The following is a 15,571-nucleotide window of genomic DNA, read 5'->3' as shown; positions in this document are numbered from 1 at the left end:
GGCAGCATCACCACCACCAGTTTGTCCTGACGGTACAACACGCTGTGCAGGCCTTTGATGTCGCTGTCGATGGAACAGATCCCGAGGTCCGCCACACCATCCAGAACCCCCTGAATCACCCCGGCGCTGGGACGTTCTTCGAGATCGGTCTTGACCTGCGGGTGCCGCTCGGAAAAATCCCGCAAGTCTTCCGGCAGAAACTGAATGATCGCCGACAGGTTGGCGAGCATCCGCACATAACCGCGCACCCCGTGGCTGTGCTCACCCAGTTCCAGGCCCATTTTCTCGACGTTGAACAGCATTTGCCGCGCATGATGCAGCAAGGTTTCACCGGCCGCCGTCAGCGTCATGCCCTTGGCCTGGCGCACGAACAGACTGATGCCCAGCGCCTCTTCCAACTCCATCAAACGCTTGCTCGCCGCCGACACCGCAATCGCTTCGCGCGCGGCAGCACGGGTGAGCGTGCCCTCTTCATGTACGGCGACAAACAGTTGCAGGGTGATCAGGTCGAGGCGGCGGATCAGGCTTTTTTGCAGCATTGGGCACTCGGCAAAGTCGGCTCAGGCGAAGGCGCAGCATAACGTCCTTCGTCCGGGCTGTGCCGGGGATGCAGCGCGCGACGAAAAATCTCCCCGCCCGGCATGATAAAGTCGCCGCCCATCAGCCCCTTTTGCCGTGAGTCGAAAAAACGCAATGACCGATTTCCTGGATGTCGATGCCCAACTTGAAGACTGGAACGCCTTGCGCACGAGCGCTGCGTTCAGCGGCCTGCTGGTGGGCAACGGTGCCAGCCGCGCGGTGTGGGATGATTTCGGCTATGAGTCGCTGTTTGAAAACGCTCGCACAGTGGAAGAAAAACCGCTGAGCCCATCCGAGCTGAGCGTGTTCGACGCGATGCAAACCCGCAGTTTCGAGCAGGTGCTGAGCGCACTGAAAACCACCAGCCGGGTCAACAAGGCCCTGGCCGTCAGCTCCGCCGCGCCGCGCAATCGTTACTACGCGATCAAGGAAGCGCTGATCAACACCGTGCATGCCGCGCACATTCCGTGGCGGTTGGTCCAGGCATCGACGCTGGCGACGATCAACCAGGAACTGAGCATCTGGCGCACGGTGTTCACCACCAATTACGACCTGCTCAACTACTGGGCGGTGCAACACCAGCCCGAGACGATCACCGATCTGTTCCAGGGTGCCGAACCCGCCTTCGACCTCAGCACCACCGCCACCGATAAAACCCGCTTGCTGTACCTGCACGGCGGTCTGCACCTGGTGCGTAACCAGGACGGCACAGCGCGCAAGTTGATGTCGACCGAGGGCACGTTGCTGGGCAATTTCGCCATCAACAACACGATCAAGACCCTCGACGACGTACCGCTGTTCGTCAACGAAGGGCCGAGCGCGGACAAACTCAAGACCATTCGCAGCTCCGATTACCTGTCATTCTGCTACGAGCAGCTACTCGGCCATGGCGATGGTTTGTGCATTTTCGGGCATGCGCTGGGCGAGCAGGACAAACACATCATCCATGCCTTGCGCCTGGCCAAACCGCAGGTGCTGGCGATCTCGATCTATCCGCGCAGCAAGGCGTTCATCCAGCATCAGAAGCGGCATTACGCGAAGGTGTTCGAGGGGACGGGGATTGAGTTGCGGTTTTTTGATTCGAAGACCCATGCGCTGGGTAGCCCGAAGTTGGCCGTACCCGTTGAGGTCTGAGGTGAACGCCTGACCTGTGGCGAGGGAGCTTGCTCCCGCTCGGCTGCGCAGCAGTCGTAATCCTGCCCGTGCATGTTCTTTAAAAAATGCAGGGGGCCGCTTCGCAGCCCAGCGGGAGCAAGCTCCCTCGCCACCAAAACCGACCCACTCAGTCTTCAGCGCTATGCACCACTACCAGCAACTGCGCCTGCACCTCGCCCACCGAGCGAATCCGGTGCGGTTTCTGTGAGTTGAAGTGCAGTGCATCGCCTCGATTGAGCAGCACGCGTTCGCTGACGAAATCCACTTCCACCTGCCCTTCGTGGACGAACAGGAACTCCTCGCCCAAGTGTTCCTTGAAGGCCTTGTCGATGAACTCGGTCGGCGGGTAAATGATGAACGGTAGCAGGCTGCGTTCACTGACCTGATGGGCCAGCACCGCATAGCCCGGGTTGTCCTCGCTGGAACCCAACGGTTGCCGCTCGTGGCTGCGCACCAGGCTGTAGCTGTCGACACTGACCTTGTCCTCCGAGAACAATTCCTCGACCTTCACGTTCAACGCCTTGGCCAGTTTCAACGCAGCCGCAATCGACGGCGTGTTCAACCCGCGTTCGACCTTCGACAGATAACTCTTGGTCATGCCGGATTTTTCCGCCAATTCCTCAAGGGTTACGCCAAGTTTTTTTCTCAATAATTTCAAACGGATAGACATGTGGAGCGATTAATCCATCAAGAAGGTGACGAATTGTCCTTGCTCATGACACAAAGTGTCATATAGCATCTTTCGTGTCATCTGCATGACTCAGCCAAAGAGGACACCGATATGGCCAAGACATTAGCACTGCCCAAAGATCAACTGGTCAAGCAAGCGCTTAACCAGATGCAAAACACGTTGGCGGATAATACGTGGACCGACCGGCAAAAGCTGGCCCTGACCTGCCGCATTCTGTTCGAGAATGGCCACGACTCGGGTCTGGCCGGGCAAATCACCGCCCGCGGCCCACAACCTGGCACTTACTACACTCAACAACTGGGCCTGGGTTTCGACGAAATCACCGCGGGCAACCTGCTGCTGGTCAACGAAGACCTGGAAGTGCTCGAAGGCCACGGCATGCCGAATCCGGCCAATCGGTTCCACAGTTGGGTATACCGCGCACGACCGGATGTGAACTGCATCATTCACACCCATCCGACCCATATCGCCGCGTTATCGATGCTGGAAGTGCCGCTGCAGATTTCCCACATGGACCTCTGCCCGCTCTACGACGACTGCGCGTTCCTCGAAGGTTGGCCCGGCGTGCCGGTAGGCAACGAAGAAGGTGACCTGATTGCCGGCGCACTCGGCGACAAACGGGCGATTCTGCTTTCTCACCACGGCCAGTTGTCCACCGGCACCACCATCGAGGAGGCCTGTGTGATCGCACAATTGATCGAACGCGCCGCCAAACTGCAATTGCTGGCAATGAGCGCCGGGACCATCAAGCCGATCATTCCGGAACTGGGTCGCGAAGCCCACGACTGGATCGCCCGGCCCAAGCGCCATGCCGCTGCTTTCAACTACTACGCCCGGCAGAACCTGCGCCAACACGCTGATTGCCTGAACTGACACCCCTGCCCTTTTACAACGGAGCGACACCATGTCCACCGCAAACATTCACGGCATCATCGGCTACACCATCACCCCATTCACCGCCAACGGCGAAGGCGTTGATCTTGACGCGCTCGGGCGTTCCATCGACCGCTTGATCGACGGCGGCGTGCATTCCATCGCGCCACTGGGCAGCACCGGCGAAGGTGCCTACCTGAGCGACGCGGAGTGGGATCAGGTCGCCGAGTTCAGCATCAAGCACGTTTCCAAACGGGTGCCGACCATCGTCAGCGTGTCGGACCTGACCACTGCCAAAGCGGTACGCCGCGCACGCTTTGCCGAGGCCCATGGCGCCGATGTGGTGATGGTGCTGCCGACCTCCTACTGGAAGCTCAGCGAGGCAGAGATCCTCGCCCACTACCGCGCCATCGGCGACAGCATCGGCGTGCCGATCATGCTCTACAACAACCCGGCCACCAGCGGCACCGACATGTCGGTAGACTTGATTCTGCGCATCGTCAATGGCGTCGAAAACGTGACCATGGTCAAGGAGAGCACCGGCGACATCCAGCGCATGCATCAGCTGCAACGCTTGGGCGAAGGTCGGGTGCCGTTCTACAACGGCTGTAACCCGCTGGCGCTCGAAGCCTTCGCGGCAGGCGCGAAAGGCTGGTGCACGGCGGCACCGAACCTGATCCCACAGCTCAACCTGGACTTGTATGAAGCGGTAATGGCCAATGATCTGGGCAAGGCGCGCGAGTTGTTCTATCGCCAGTTGCCATTGCTCGACTTCATCCTCAAGGGTGGCTTGCCGGCGACGATCAAGGCCGGTTTGCGCGAAACCGGTCTGGAGGTGGGTGATCCGCGGTTGCCGGTGTTTGCGTTGGGTGAAGCGGGTCGTGCTCAGTTGCAAGGGTTGATCAAAACCTTGCGTTAAAACGCGGAACATGTGGGAGCGAGCCGGCTCGTGATGACGGTCTGTCAGTCAACATCACGGTTGAATGTGACGGTCTCATCGCGAGCAGGCTCGCTCGTACAGGGTTGGATTCAAAGCACCGGCAAGGTCTTGTCCTTGATCACCTTGGTCGGCCCGTTGGCCTTGACGCTGGCGATGCCTTTCTCCATCGCGGCGTCGGAGGCATAGGATTCGCTGCTGCCGATGATCTCGTGGTTACCGGCCTTGAGATTGAAATAGGGATGGCCATCCTTGGTGGTTTTCTTCTCGTAGCGCTCATCCTGAGGGCTGTTGGCCTGGACTGACGCGATGCCTTTGTCGGCCGCGGCGCGGGTGGTGTACAGCTCGCTGGTCAGAATGGTTTCGGCGTTCGCCGCCTTCAGCACAAACCTGAACTGACCGCTGCTGTTTTTGCTCACTTCATACCATCCGGACATGCTGATTCTCCTTGGCGATTGAGAGGTTGCGCGCTTCAGAGTAAAGACCAGCCTGCTATTTCTGTCGCCTATAAAGGCCCCATCGCCAGCAGGCTGGCTCCCACATTGGACTGTTTGTACGCAATCCACTGTAGGAGCCAGCCTGCTGGCGATAGGGCCAGTAAGCACGCCGCAAACCTACCTGACTGAACGCTTCACCATCGACAATTCCGGAGCGATTGTGCGCCGCTGACTCAAATACCGGGTACAGCTCACCCGCAAAAACGAGGCGAAGTTCACCACTTCGCCACGGTAGTCCATCACTTCTTCATACAGTTTGGCGATCAACTGGTTGGTGGTCATGCCGTCGACTTCGGCGATTTCGCTGAGAATGTCCCAGAACTGGTTTTCCAGGCGCAGAGTGGTCACCACCCCGCAAATGCGCAGCGAACGGGAGCGCGATTCGTAGAGAATCGGGTCAGCCTTGACGTACAGCTCGCACATGACAGGTTCCTCGTTACAGCGTGATTTTGGTGCCCAGCAAACCGAGGAAACCGGCGAGCCAGTTCGGGTGCGCTGGCCAGGCCGGCGCCGTGGCCAGATTGCCTTGAACATGGCCGTCCGTCACCGGGATATCGATAAACGTACCGCCGGCCAGACGCACTTCCGGTGCACAAGCCGGATAAGCGCTGCACTCGCGCCCTTCGAGAATCCCGGCCGCCGCCAGCAGTTGCGCGCCGTGGCACACAGCGGCGATCGGTTTGCCGGCCTTGTCGAAATCGCGCACCAGTTCCAGGACTTTTTCGTTCAGACGCAGGTACTCCGGCGCACGACCGCCCGGAATCAGCACCGCGTCGTAATCCGCCGCGTTGACCTTGGCAAAGTCGAAGTTAAGGGCAAACAGGTGACCGGGTTTTTCGCTGTAGGTCTGATCGCCTTCGAAGTCATGGATGGCCGTGCGCACGGTCTGGCCGGCGGTTTTGTCCGGACACACCGCGTGAACGGTGTGGCCGACCATCAGCAACGCTTGAAAGGGGACCATCACTTCGTAGTCTTCGACAAAATCGCCGACCAGCATCAGGATTTTTTTAGCGGCCATGAGTAGGACTCCTCTTGGAAATGCATAGGAATATTCAAGGTAGTCCTTATCTGGCGGACCGGGTAACAACCGGCTACTACCCGAAGACCGCGTTTTCGTTCTTCGCGGGCAAGCCTCGCTCCTACAAAGAACACGCCAAATCTGTAGGAGCGAGGCTTGCCCGCGAAGAAGCCCTCAAACTGTACGGATAACTCTTCACCCAGCTGTTACAGCGGCTTGGGACGCGATTATGGCTAGATAACCGCACCCTCCACGATTCTGGTTGCCATCATGTCCTCGCGCGAAAACACCGGTATGGCCCTGGGCCTGCTTGGCGTTGTGATTTTCAGCCTCACCCTGCCCTTCACACGAATTGTCGTGCAGGAACTGCACCCGCTGCTCAATGGCCTGGGCCGAGCATTGTTCGCGGCGATCCCGGCGGCGTTGCTGTTGCTGTGGCGCCGGGAAAAATGGCCGACCTGGAAACAGATCAAAGGCCTGAGCCTGGTAATTGCCGGGGTGATTCTTGGGTTTCCGGTGCTGTCGGCCTGGGCCATGCAAACCTTGCCGGCGTCCCACGGTGCACTGGTCAATGGTCTGCAGCCGCTGTGTGTGGCGCTGTACGCCGCATGGTTGTCCCATGAACGGCCGTCGAAAGCCTTCTGGGCCTGCGCCGCGCTGGGCAGTGCGCTGGTGCTCGGTTATGCGCTGATCAGTGGTGCCGGCAGCATTCAGGCTGGCGACTTGCTGATGCTCGGCGCGATTGCGGTGGGGGGATTGGGTTACGCCGAAGGTGGCCGGTTGGCCAAGGAGATGGGCGGATGGCAAGTGATCTGCTGGGCACTGGTGCTGTCGACGCCGCTGCTGATCGGCCCGGTGGTGTATCTGGCGCTGCAACACCAGGGCGAAATTTCCGCCAAGACCTGGTGGGCCTTCGGTTACGTCTCGCTGTTTTCGCAGTTCATCGGTTTCTTTGCCTGGTATGCCGGGCTGGCCATGGGCGGCATTGCCCGGGTCAGTCAGATCCAGTTGCTGCAGATTTTTTTCACCATCGCCTTTTCCGCGTTGTTCTTCGGTGAACACGTGGAACCGATTACCTGGGTGTTCGCGGCCGGGGTGATCGTGACCGTGATGCTCGGGCGCAAGACTGCGGTGCAGCCGGCTCGTGTAGCTAGTGCATAACCCTGTAGGAGCCAGGCTTGCCGGCGGATCGCCAAGCACGTGTAGGAGCAAAGCTTGCTCGCGATGGCGATTTTGAGGACGCCATCGCGAGCAAGCTGTGCTCCTACAGAGTCATCATTTAATAAAGCCGTCGGCTCGCAGCAGCGTTTCCAGGCAATGCTCGGTGATCTGGTAGAACGCCTTCAATTCCTCGATCTTTGCCAGCAACTGCGTTGGATCGACCGGCTCGGCGCGTTTGACCGCCAGGATCATCTTGTTCTTGTTGGTGTGGTCCAACGAAATGAACTCGAACACTTTGGTTTCGTAACCACAGGCTTCGAGGAACAGCGCACGCAAACTGTCGGTGACCATTTCCGCCTGCTGGCCCAGGTGCAATCCGTATTGCAGCATCGGCTTGAGCAACGCCGGGCTCTGGATTTGCAGGCGAATCTGTTTGTGGCAGCACGGCGAGCACATGATGATCGACGCCCCGGAACGGATGCCGGTGTGGATGGCATAGTCGGTGGCAATGTCGCAGGCATGCAAGGCGATCATCACATCCAACTCACTCGGCGCCACGCTGCGCACGTCGCCGCACTTGAACACCAGTCCCGGGTGCTCAAGCTTGGCTGCCGCGGCGTTGCACAAGGTGACCATGTCCTCACGCAGTTCAACGCCGGTCACTTCGCCCTCGGCGTTCAAGGTATTGCGCAGGTAGTCGTGGATGGCGAACGTCAGGTATCCCTTGCCCGAACCGAAGTCTGCAACGCGCACCGGTTTGTCCAGCGCCAGCGGTGACGAGGTCAGCGCATGGCTGAACACTTCGATGAACTTGTTGATCTGTTTCCACTTGCGCGACATCGCCGGGATCAGCTCGTGCTTGCTGTTGGTCACACCGAGGTCGGAGAGGAACGGTCGGCTCAAATCCAGAAACCTGTTCTTCTCGCGGTTGTGTTCGGCGGACGGCACTTCACGCAATTGCTGGGGTTTGCTCTTGAACAGCGAACTCTTGCCCTTTTTGCTGTATTCGAGCTGGGCTTCATCGGTCAGCGACAGTAAATGCGCATTTTTGAACGATGCTGGCAGCAAACCGGCAATGCTTGCCACGCCTTCGTCCAACGGCAGGTTCTTGGTGATGTCACGGGTTTTGTAGCGGTAGACGAAGGACAGGCACGGCTGCGTCTTGACCGTCACCGGTTTGACGATGATCCGCTGCAGATCGGTTTCATCGCCAACATATTTGGCCAGCACCAGTTTGATAAAGGCGTTTTGCTCCAAGCTGGTTTGCAGCAAGTGGATGAATTGGGTGTGATGATCCGGCGCGAGGCTGGCGGGAGTGGCGGTGACAGACATGGAAAAACGGCCTCAGGCAATTCGAATCGGGAATGCAGGCTATTTTAGGGTGCATGGATTTTTTGGGCACGGAGTTATTTCACGCCAGGTCCTGGGGCCACCGCCCAAGACCTGATTGCACACACAGAAACTTCTGTATTACACCAATCGAAGTTTGCGATTACTCGGTGAGTTGATCACGTATTTGACGATCAGCCCCACAGGCACCGCCCAAGTAAGCCCGTTGACGGGGTCGGTCACCACGGCGACAGTTTCTGAACTCGCGGCGATATCCAGACGCCGCCGGTCATTGCACGACTTGAGTACTCCATAGGCATGACTGACCAGCTTTTCCGCCATGTGCCGGGGCACCCCCATACATTGCATGTGTTTTACGGCACGGCAGAACAACACTTGGTCATCTGACAATCCGTCACTTCCATGACGGGCCAGAAACCCTTGGGCAATAATCAATAGCTCATCATCCAACTGCAGACTTTCATCGATTTCATTCATGAGTCAATGCCTGTGACGGATCCGTCGAAACGTTGCTTTGAACCACAGGCCGGGCAGCATGGCGCAAGTCGGGGTCGGCAAAGGGTAAACGTACGGCCGGGTTGGGCATTCCACTGGGAGAGAGCTCGTGGGTCATTTCGAACTCGGCGCGAACCGACCAGCCGCATGCCTCCGACGTACATTGCAGATAGGCTACTCGCAGAAAGATATGACGACCCTCGCTGGTTCGAATGCGCATCCGGCTCAAGCAGTGCGGACATACCATTTTGTAAGTACTCATGCCCGATTCCCCGTAGTCATTTGGTGGTAATCGACATGACCAACCGCAATACTGCCACCCGCGTTGATCGCCGCAATCCGTCCTTGCAAGACAAGCCTGCCGGACAAAAGGAAGTGCAATGGGCAGATATGGGATGGGTAACAACCAAACTCGTAGGAAATCACCCTGATACCATTAGGAAGTTTCGACATCGTATTCTTCTGACTCATAGTTGATGATTGATTACTTACAAGAAAAAAAGTACTCATTTCGCATACGTTAAGCACGATTAAAGCATATGTCAAAAGGAAGAGGCTCAAATTGCGTAGCAAAAAATCACAAGCTGTTCTGGCGCGACTGAAACAAATCACCAATACAAAAAGCGATGCTTCTTTGTCTTCAGCGCTGCAAATCAGTCCGCAGACCCTCAGCAGCTGGAAAGGTCGTGACAGCACGCCATACTCATTATGCGTAGAAATCGCACAGACTCGTGGCATCTCCCTTGATTGGCTGCTGCTTGGCGAAGGTCCGATCATGCGAACAGCGGTGACCGAATCAGTCGCGCACCATCAGGACAGTACGGTTCGTGAAGATGCGATTCTCGCGCTGTGGAGATCACTCAACGAAGAAGATCGCTGTGCCATTCAGAATGCATTGGAGGAAAAGCGCCGCTTGCGGGAAATGGAACTTCAACTGGCAGAAATCGCCTCTATCCTGTCGACCCTCCAACAGTCGAATAACCCATGAAACCTGCTAGGGCCTGATATCGAATGCCTTCGCAGCTTGCCACAGCGTAACGATCCTTCCACCGCTTCTGATGATCAGCATGCACAGGAAAAAACTGGCTACCGCATGCCATGGGCTCACCGGCACGAATGTCAAAAAAACATCCATCCCGGCAACGCAGGACAGTCCTCCGCACAGACTGGTCACCAGTCCTTCACGCCAGCAGTGATGCACTTCATCACGCTGATAGCAGGCCAGCCTGACCGCACTCAACAAATGAGCAATACCGGTAAGGAAGACCAGTGCAATCATTGCATAGCCCATCACCCCCGACCTCTCAAGTGCTTGAGAATGTCGCCCAGCCCGGCCCCGTCGATCCAGAGCATGAGCTTGATGCTGATGGGAATGACGACCATCGCGCAGAGAAACGCCGTCACGCCGACTGTCAGAAAAGGAACCATCGGCAGCGCGACGGGCGTAAACAAATATCCGACTCCCGCCGACAATAACCATGAGCCGATACGTTGCCAGGCCTTGAAATTGCTGCGAGTGGTGGTTACCAGCCAGGCTCCCAGCGATGCACCGAACAGGACCTCCCCGTCAATCGAAGGCAATGTCGAAATGCCCAATCCCAACAGAAGGCCGCCGATGCTGTTGTAGGTTGATTCAGCCAGGCTCATGGGACACCTCGCGATTCGATTGAAGCAAGGCTGATGGCTCCCACTTCAATCGCCTTGAGCAGAGCCGCACTGCGCGAACTGACGGCGAACTTGCGGCGAATGTTGGAGAAGTGAAAGTTGACCGTGGACACGGAGCAGTTTTGAATCCTGGCGATCTCCCAGGACGTTTTACCCTTTAAGCACCACAGTAGGACTTGTGTCTCTTTTGCAGTCAGTTTCGCCGGCAGATCGATTTCGCTCGCTGCCTCATGCAAAGAGTCATGTTTTTGATGCGCTGGCATGAGAACTCCCTCTACGTCAGAGCGGCCGCCTCGAGGCGTTCGCTTATAGAGGGATGTTGAAGACTGGCCCTGCGTCGGACAACTTGCCCGGGTTGTGCCGCCACAGGCTACAAAAACGCTCCACCTCAAGGGTTAGGCGAGTACCACCAAGCGATTCGGCAACTCATTGCGAACATGGGTCACCGGCACGTGCACCTTGAGCAATTCACCGCACGCCTCGACGCAACTGACAAAGCCTTGCAGCGTCTGCCCTTGCCGGACTTGCTGGGTGAATGCAGCGACTATTGCGTCCCAGTTCTTGTTGTCCAGACGCCTGGAAATGCCCTCGTCCACCAGGATTTCCACGTAGCGCTCGGCTTCAGAAACAAAAATCAGAATGCCGGTGCTGCCTTCGGTGTGGTGCAGGTTCTGCTCCAGAAACTGCCGACGGGCCAGGTTCGAAGCGCGCCAGTGACGCACCGAGCGCGGGACCAAATGGGTGGTCACTTTCGGTAGCCGGAACAGCAGGCACAACACGATGAAAGAAGTCCATTGCACCATGAGCAGGCTATGCAGGGTCAGCCAGCCGCTCAGGTAATGCACGATCCCCGGCACCACCAGCGCCAGCAGGCTGGCCCACAGCAGCGGGATGTACGCATAGTCGTCGGCGCGGGCCGCGAGCACTGTGACCAGTTCGGCGTCGGTGTCCCGCTCGACCCGGGCGATCGCCTCGGCGACTTTGCGTTGTTCGTGTTCAGTCAGTAATGCCATGTCGTGAAGTGCCTGTTCATTTTATTGTTACCAGCCGCCGGACGAACCACCGCCGCCGAAGCTGCCACCGCCGCCACTGAAGCCCCCGCCGCCACCGCCGCCAAAACCGCCACCGCCGAAACCACCACCGGAGCCACCCGAACCACCCCGGCCGGCGGGGAGAATACCGAGCATCTGGCAAACAAACACAGTCAGGATGAACAACAACACCAAAAACACGAACAGCCCGGGATGCCGCGAGACAAGATCATCATTCGGATCGCCCGTGGACTCATATACCGTCGACGGCTCATCCAGTGGATTACCGCCCAACACCACCAGCATCGCCGCGACACCGTCGCTGATGCCCTTGCTGAAATTGCCGGTCTTGAAAGCGGGTGTGATCACCTGATGGATGATCACCGAACTCTGCGCATCGGTCAGGCGATCTTCCAGGCCATAGCCGACTTCAATGCGCAGTTTTCGCTCCTCACGGGCGACGATCAGCAATGCGCCGTTGTTCTTGTCCTTCTGGCCGATGCCCCAGTAGCGCCCCAATTGATAACCGAAGTCGGCAATGTCGGTGCCCTGCAAGTTCTCCAGGGTGACTACCACCAGTTGCTCACCGGTAGATTTTTCATGGGCCTGAAGCTGCTGCGTCAGTTGCTCACGCACCGCCGGTTCGATCATTCGGGCGTTATCCACCACCCGTCCGGTCAGCTCAGGAAACTTCAATTCGGCCTGGGCTGCCAGGGTCAACACCCACAGCATCAGCACCAGGCCTGCTTTCAAGACGCGCATGTGCAACCTCGTCCGTGGTGACGCACCGATCAGAATTTGACCTCGGGCGGTTTTTCCGAGCCTGGCGTGGCTTCGAAGGTTTCGCGCACAGGCAGGTCGCTGTACATCACGCTATGCCACAGGCGACCGGGGAAGGTGCGGATTTCGGTGTTGTACTTCTGCACCGCCAGAATGAAATCCCGTCGGGCCACGCTGATGCGGTTTTCGGTGCCTTCGAGCTGCGATTGCAGGGCGAGGAAGTTCTGGTTGGCCTTGAGGTCCGGATAGCGTTCGACCACCACCATCAACCGGCTCAAGGCACCGCTGAGCTGATCCTGGGCCTGTTGGTACTGCTTGAGTTTTTCCGGGTTATCGAGGGTGGAGGCGTCGACCTGGATCGACGTTGCCTTCGCCCGGGCCTCGACCACGGCAGTCAGGGTCTCCTTCTCATGGGCAGCGTAGCCCTTGACCGTTTCCACCAGGTTGGGAATCAGGTCGGCACGGCGCTGATACTGGTTCTGCACCTGGCCCCAGGCCGCCTTGGCCTGCTCGTCGAGGGTCGGGATGTTGTTGATGCCGCAGGCTGTCAGAAGCGTGGCGAGCACCAATAACGTGGCCACTTGCAGGCTCGACCGGTAGGACTGTCGTACATTCATATCAGTGATGCTCCCTTCACATTCATGGAAAAAACAACCGAAGACCCTCTCGGCCGGCTCTTCGGGCATAATCGGCCGCGCATCTGGATTGCATCGGGGCAATGGGCTAAAAAATGCCCAGCGCAAAAAACGCATCCGGCTTTTTTGAACCGGTACCCGAACAACAATAGTCGCTCCCTAAATTTTGGCTGGCCGGCGTGTACATCGCCGTTTGGGCCCTTGAGAAAACTATTCATGAAGAAGCTGTGTTTGCTGGGCCTGTTCGTCAGCCTGGCCAGTCATAACGTATTGGCCGCCACGACGCCCGCACCTCTGGAGAACAAGGAAGCCTTCGTCAGCAACCTGATGAAGCAAATGACCCTCGATGAGAAAATCGGCCAGTTGCGCCTGATCAGCATCGGCCCGGAAATGCCTCGGGAGATGATCCGCAAGGAAATCGCCGCGGGCAACATCGGCGGTACGTTCAACTCGATCACCCGCCCGGAAAACCGTCCGATGCAGGACGCCGCCATGCGCAGCCGGTTGAAGATCCCGATGTTCTTCGCCTATGACGTGATCCACGGCCACCGTACCATTTTCCCGATCCCGCTGGCGTTGGCGTCGAGCTGGGACATGGACGCCATTGGCTTGTCCGGGCGCGTCGCCGCCAAGGAAGCGGCGGCTGACAGCCTCGACATCACGTTCGCACCGATGGTTGATATTTCCCGCGACCCACGCTGGGGCCGTACCTCCGAAGGTTTCGGCGAAGACACCTACCTGGTGTCGCGCATTGCCGGGGTGATGGTCAAGGCATTCCAGGGCGCCGGCGCCAACGCCGCCGACAGCATCATGGCCAGCGTCAAGCATTTCGCGCTGTACGGCGCGGTCGAAGGTGGCCGCGACTACAACGTGGTCGACATGAGCCCGGTCAAGATGTACCAGGACTACCTGCCCCCCTATCGCGCGGCGATCGATGCCGGTGCCGGCGGGGTGATGGTGGCGCTGAACTCGATCAACGGCGTGCCGGCCACCGCCAACACCTGGCTGATGAACGACCTGCTGCGCAAAGAATGGGGCTTCAAGGGCCTGGCAGTCAGCGACCACGGGGCGATTTTCGAGCTGATCAAGCACGGCGTCGCCCGTGATGGCCGCGAAGCCGCGAAGCTGGCAATCAAGGCCGGCATCCACATGAGCATGAACGATACCTTGTACGGCAAGGAGCTGCCGGGTTTGCTGAAGTCCGGCGAGATCCAGCAGAGCGACATCGACAACGCCGTGCGTGCAGTGCTCGACGCCAAATACGACATGGGCCTGTTCAAGGACCCGTACCTGCGCATCGGCAAGGCCGAGGATGATCCGGTCGACACTTACGCCGACAGCCGCTTGCACCGCGCCGAGGCCCGTGACGTCGCGCGTCGCAGCCTGGTATTGCTGAAAAACCAGAATCAGACCCTGCCGCTGAAGAAAACCGCGAAAGTCGCCCTGGTCGGCCCGCTGGCCAAGGCACCCATCGACATGATGGGCAGCTGGGCTGCCGCCGGTCGCCCGGCGCAATCGGTTACCCTGTTCGATGGCATGACCACCGCTCTGGGCAATAAATCGACGCTGATCTACGCCCGTGGCGCCAACATCACCAGCGACAAGAAGATCCTCGACTACCTGAACTTCCTCAACTTCGATGCCCCGGAAGTGGTCGATGACCCGCGCCCGGCCAACGTGTTGATCGACGAAGCGGTGAAAGCCGCCAAGGAGGCTGACGTGGTGGTGGCGGCCGTGGGCGAGTCCCGTGGCATGTCCCACGAATCGTCGAGCCGCACCGACCTGAACATCCCGGAAAACCAGCGTGAACTGATCCGCGCCTTGAAAGCCACCGGTAAGCCGCTGGTATTGGTGTTGATGAACGGCCGCCCGCTGTCGATCCTCGAAGAGAAAGAACAGGCTGACGCGATTCTCGAAACCTGGTTCAGCGGCACCGAGGGCGGCAATGCCATTGCCGATGTGCTGTTCGGCGACTACAACCCGTCGGGCAAACTGCCGATCACCTTCCCGCGTTCGGTTGGCCAGATTCCCACTTACTACAACCACCTGAGCATCGGCCGGCCGTTCACGCCGGGCAAACCGGGCAACTACACCTCGCAGTATTTCGATGACACAACCGGCCCGCTGTTCCCGTTCGGCTACGGTTTGAGCTACACCGATTTCAGTCTGAGCGACATGGCCCTGTCGTCGACCACGCTGAACAAGACCGGCAAGCTCGACGCCAGCGTCACGGTGAAAAACACCGGCAAGCGTGACGGCGAAACCGTGGTGCAGTTGTACATCCAGGACGAAACCGGTTCGATGATCCGCCCGATCAAGGAACTGAAAAACTTCCAGAAGGTGTTGCTCAAGGCGGGCGAACAGAAAGTCCTGCACTTCACCATCACCGAGGATGACCTGAAGTTCTACAACAGCCAGCTCAACTACGCTGCGGAACCGGGCAAATTCAACGTGCAGATCGGCCTGGATTCCCAGGATGTGACGCAGCAGAGTTTTGAGTTGCTGTAACCCCGTGTGGACTGATCGTTCCCACGCTCTGCGTGGGAATGCAGCCCGTGACGCTCCGCGTCACTGGACGCGGAGCGTCCCTAGAGGCGTTCCCACGCAGAGCGTGGGAACGATCTGGAATACGCTGCGGAGCCGGGCGAGTTCAACGTGCAGATCGGCCTGGATTCCCAGGATGTGACGCAGCAGAGTTTTGAGT

General features: G+C 58.5%; 20 protein-coding genes. 6 read left to right on the top strand and 14 right to left on the bottom strand.

The genetic code is table 11. From position 1 onward, the window contains the following. On the bottom strand, positions 1-539 hold a 539-nt coding region (locus D8U69_RS02230), incomplete at its 3' end, for a LysR family transcriptional regulator (protein ID WP_130906594.1). 154 nt (positions 540-693) lie between these two features. On the opposite strand from D8U69_RS02230, the gene D8U69_RS02225 reads away from it, so the two are divergent. Beyond that, positions 694-1,713, top strand: coding sequence for a DUF4917 family protein (locus D8U69_RS02225; RefSeq protein ID WP_130906593.1), 1,020 nt, complete (start codon positions 694-696; stop codon positions 1,711-1,713). Between the two features lie 148 nt (positions 1,714-1,861). Here the strand turns inward: D8U69_RS02225 and D8U69_RS02220 are convergent, their stop codons facing one another. After that, a complete protein-coding gene (locus D8U69_RS02220) occupies positions 1,862-2,404 on the bottom strand; it encodes an XRE family transcriptional regulator (protein ID WP_056856062.1) in 543 nt (180 codons plus the stop codon). Positions 2,405-2,515: 111 nt separating this feature from the next. On the opposite strand from D8U69_RS02220, the gene D8U69_RS02215 reads away from it, so the two are divergent. Both D8U69_RS02215 and D8U69_RS02210 read left to right on the top strand, forming a co-directional pair. Next, positions 2,516-3,298, top strand: coding sequence for an aldolase (locus D8U69_RS02215; protein WP_056856063.1), 783 nt, complete (start codon positions 2,516-2,518; stop codon positions 3,296-3,298). Positions 3,299-3,329: 31 nt separating this feature from the next. After that, positions 3,330-4,217 carry a dihydrodipicolinate synthase family protein gene (locus tag D8U69_RS02210; RefSeq protein ID WP_130906592.1) on the top strand — a complete coding sequence of 296 codons (888 nt, stop codon included), beginning with the start codon at positions 3,330-3,332 and terminating at the stop codon, positions 4,215-4,217. A gap of 110 nt (positions 4,218-4,327) precedes the next feature. Here D8U69_RS02210 and D8U69_RS02205 read toward each other — a convergent pair whose 3' ends face one another. From D8U69_RS02205 to D8U69_RS02195, 3 genes are all read right to left on the bottom strand, one after another. Then, entirely contained in the window at positions 4,328-4,672 is a 345-nt protein-coding gene (locus D8U69_RS02205) for a YegP family protein (RefSeq protein WP_056856065.1), read from the bottom strand. A 177-nt stretch (positions 4,673-4,849) separates the two neighbouring features. After that, a complete protein-coding gene (locus tag D8U69_RS02200; RefSeq protein WP_056856066.1) occupies positions 4,850-5,155 on the bottom strand; it encodes a ribbon-helix-helix domain-containing protein in 306 nt (101 codons plus the stop codon). A 13-nt stretch (positions 5,156-5,168) separates the two neighbouring features. Beyond that, on the bottom strand, positions 5,169-5,750 hold the full coding sequence (locus D8U69_RS02195; protein ID WP_056856067.1) for a DJ-1/PfpI family protein: 582 nt from the start codon (positions 5,748-5,750) through the stop codon (positions 5,169-5,171). Between the two features lie 270 nt (positions 5,751-6,020). Between D8U69_RS02195 and D8U69_RS02190 the strand changes: the two genes are divergently transcribed. Next, complete coding sequence (locus D8U69_RS02190; RefSeq protein WP_056856068.1) at positions 6,021-6,911, top strand: DMT family transporter; 891 nt, start codon at positions 6,021-6,023, stop codon at positions 6,909-6,911. A 114-nt stretch (positions 6,912-7,025) separates the two neighbouring features. Here D8U69_RS02190 and D8U69_RS02185 read toward each other — a convergent pair whose 3' ends face one another. The 3 genes from D8U69_RS02185 to D8U69_RS02175 form a co-directional block, all read right to left on the bottom strand. Further along, complete coding sequence (locus D8U69_RS02185; protein ID WP_130906085.1) at positions 7,026-8,243, bottom strand: SAM-dependent methyltransferase; 1,218 nt, start codon at positions 8,241-8,243, stop codon at positions 7,026-7,028. A gap of 138 nt (positions 8,244-8,381) precedes the next feature. After that, on the bottom strand, positions 8,382-8,738 hold the full coding sequence (locus tag D8U69_RS02180) for a hypothetical protein (protein ID WP_130906084.1): 357 nt from the start codon (positions 8,736-8,738) through the stop codon (positions 8,382-8,384). Continuing rightward, positions 8,731-9,018 carry an ogr/Delta-like zinc finger family protein gene (locus D8U69_RS02175; RefSeq protein WP_130906083.1) on the bottom strand — a complete coding sequence of 96 codons (288 nt, stop codon included), beginning with the start codon at positions 9,016-9,018 and terminating at the stop codon, positions 8,731-8,733. The genes D8U69_RS02180 and D8U69_RS02175 overlap by 8 nt, the downstream gene beginning before the upstream one ends. Before the next feature lie 300 nt (positions 9,019-9,318). Here D8U69_RS02175 and D8U69_RS02170 point away from each other — a divergent pair, with 300 nt between their 5' ends. Continuing rightward, positions 9,319-9,744: a helix-turn-helix domain-containing protein gene (locus D8U69_RS02170; RefSeq protein ID WP_130906082.1), complete on the top strand. Its 426-nt coding sequence runs from the start codon at positions 9,319-9,321 to the stop codon at positions 9,742-9,744. A gap of 6 nt (positions 9,745-9,750) precedes the next feature. Here the strand turns inward: D8U69_RS02170 and D8U69_RS02165 are convergent, their stop codons facing one another. The 6 genes from D8U69_RS02165 to D8U69_RS02140 all read right to left on the bottom strand — a co-directional run bounded on the left by D8U69_RS02165 (position 9,751) and on the right by D8U69_RS02140 (position 12,849). Beyond that, the gene (locus D8U69_RS02165) at positions 9,751-10,047 is read right to left on the bottom strand and encodes a phage holin family protein (protein ID WP_130906081.1); all 297 of its coding nucleotides are present in this window, start codon (positions 10,045-10,047) and stop codon (positions 9,751-9,753) included. Further along, entirely contained in the window at positions 10,047-10,403 is a 357-nt protein-coding gene (locus D8U69_RS02160) for a putative holin (RefSeq protein ID WP_130906080.1), read from the bottom strand. Before D8U69_RS02160 ends, D8U69_RS02165 begins: the two co-directional genes overlap by 1 nt. Further along, on the bottom strand, positions 10,400-10,684 hold the full coding sequence (locus tag D8U69_RS02155; RefSeq protein WP_130906079.1) for a helix-turn-helix domain-containing protein: 285 nt from the start codon (positions 10,682-10,684) through the stop codon (positions 10,400-10,402). Before D8U69_RS02155 ends, D8U69_RS02160 begins: the two co-directional genes overlap by 4 nt. A 132-nt stretch (positions 10,685-10,816) precedes the next feature. After that, a complete protein-coding gene (locus D8U69_RS02150) occupies positions 10,817-11,434 on the bottom strand; it encodes a TPM domain-containing protein (RefSeq protein WP_130906113.1) in 618 nt (205 codons plus the stop codon). 27 nt (positions 11,435-11,461) lie between these two features. Then, positions 11,462-12,214 carry a TPM domain-containing protein gene (locus D8U69_RS02145; RefSeq protein WP_130906591.1) on the bottom strand — a complete coding sequence of 251 codons (753 nt, stop codon included), beginning with the start codon at positions 12,212-12,214 and terminating at the stop codon, positions 11,462-11,464. A gap of 29 nt (positions 12,215-12,243) precedes the next feature. Next, positions 12,244-12,849, bottom strand: a complete 606-nt coding sequence (locus tag D8U69_RS02140; RefSeq protein ID WP_130906590.1) for a LemA family protein — start codon at positions 12,847-12,849, stop codon at positions 12,244-12,246. A 234-nt stretch (positions 12,850-13,083) separates the two neighbouring features. On the opposite strand from D8U69_RS02140, the gene bglX reads away from it, so the two are divergent. After that, a complete protein-coding gene (gene bglX / locus D8U69_RS02135; RefSeq protein ID WP_130906589.1) occupies positions 13,084-15,375 on the top strand; it encodes a beta-glucosidase BglX in 2,292 nt (763 codons plus the stop codon). Positions 15,376-15,571: the final 196 nt, after the last annotated feature.

Origin of the sequence: Pseudomonas sp. Sample_16 (assembly GCF_004307665.1) — a bacterium.
Lineage (GTDB): Bacteria > Pseudomonadota > Gammaproteobacteria > Pseudomonadales > Pseudomonadaceae > Aquipseudomonas.
Note: the sequence above shows the minus strand (reverse complement) of the source record. Positions and strands in the feature narration are given on the sequence as shown.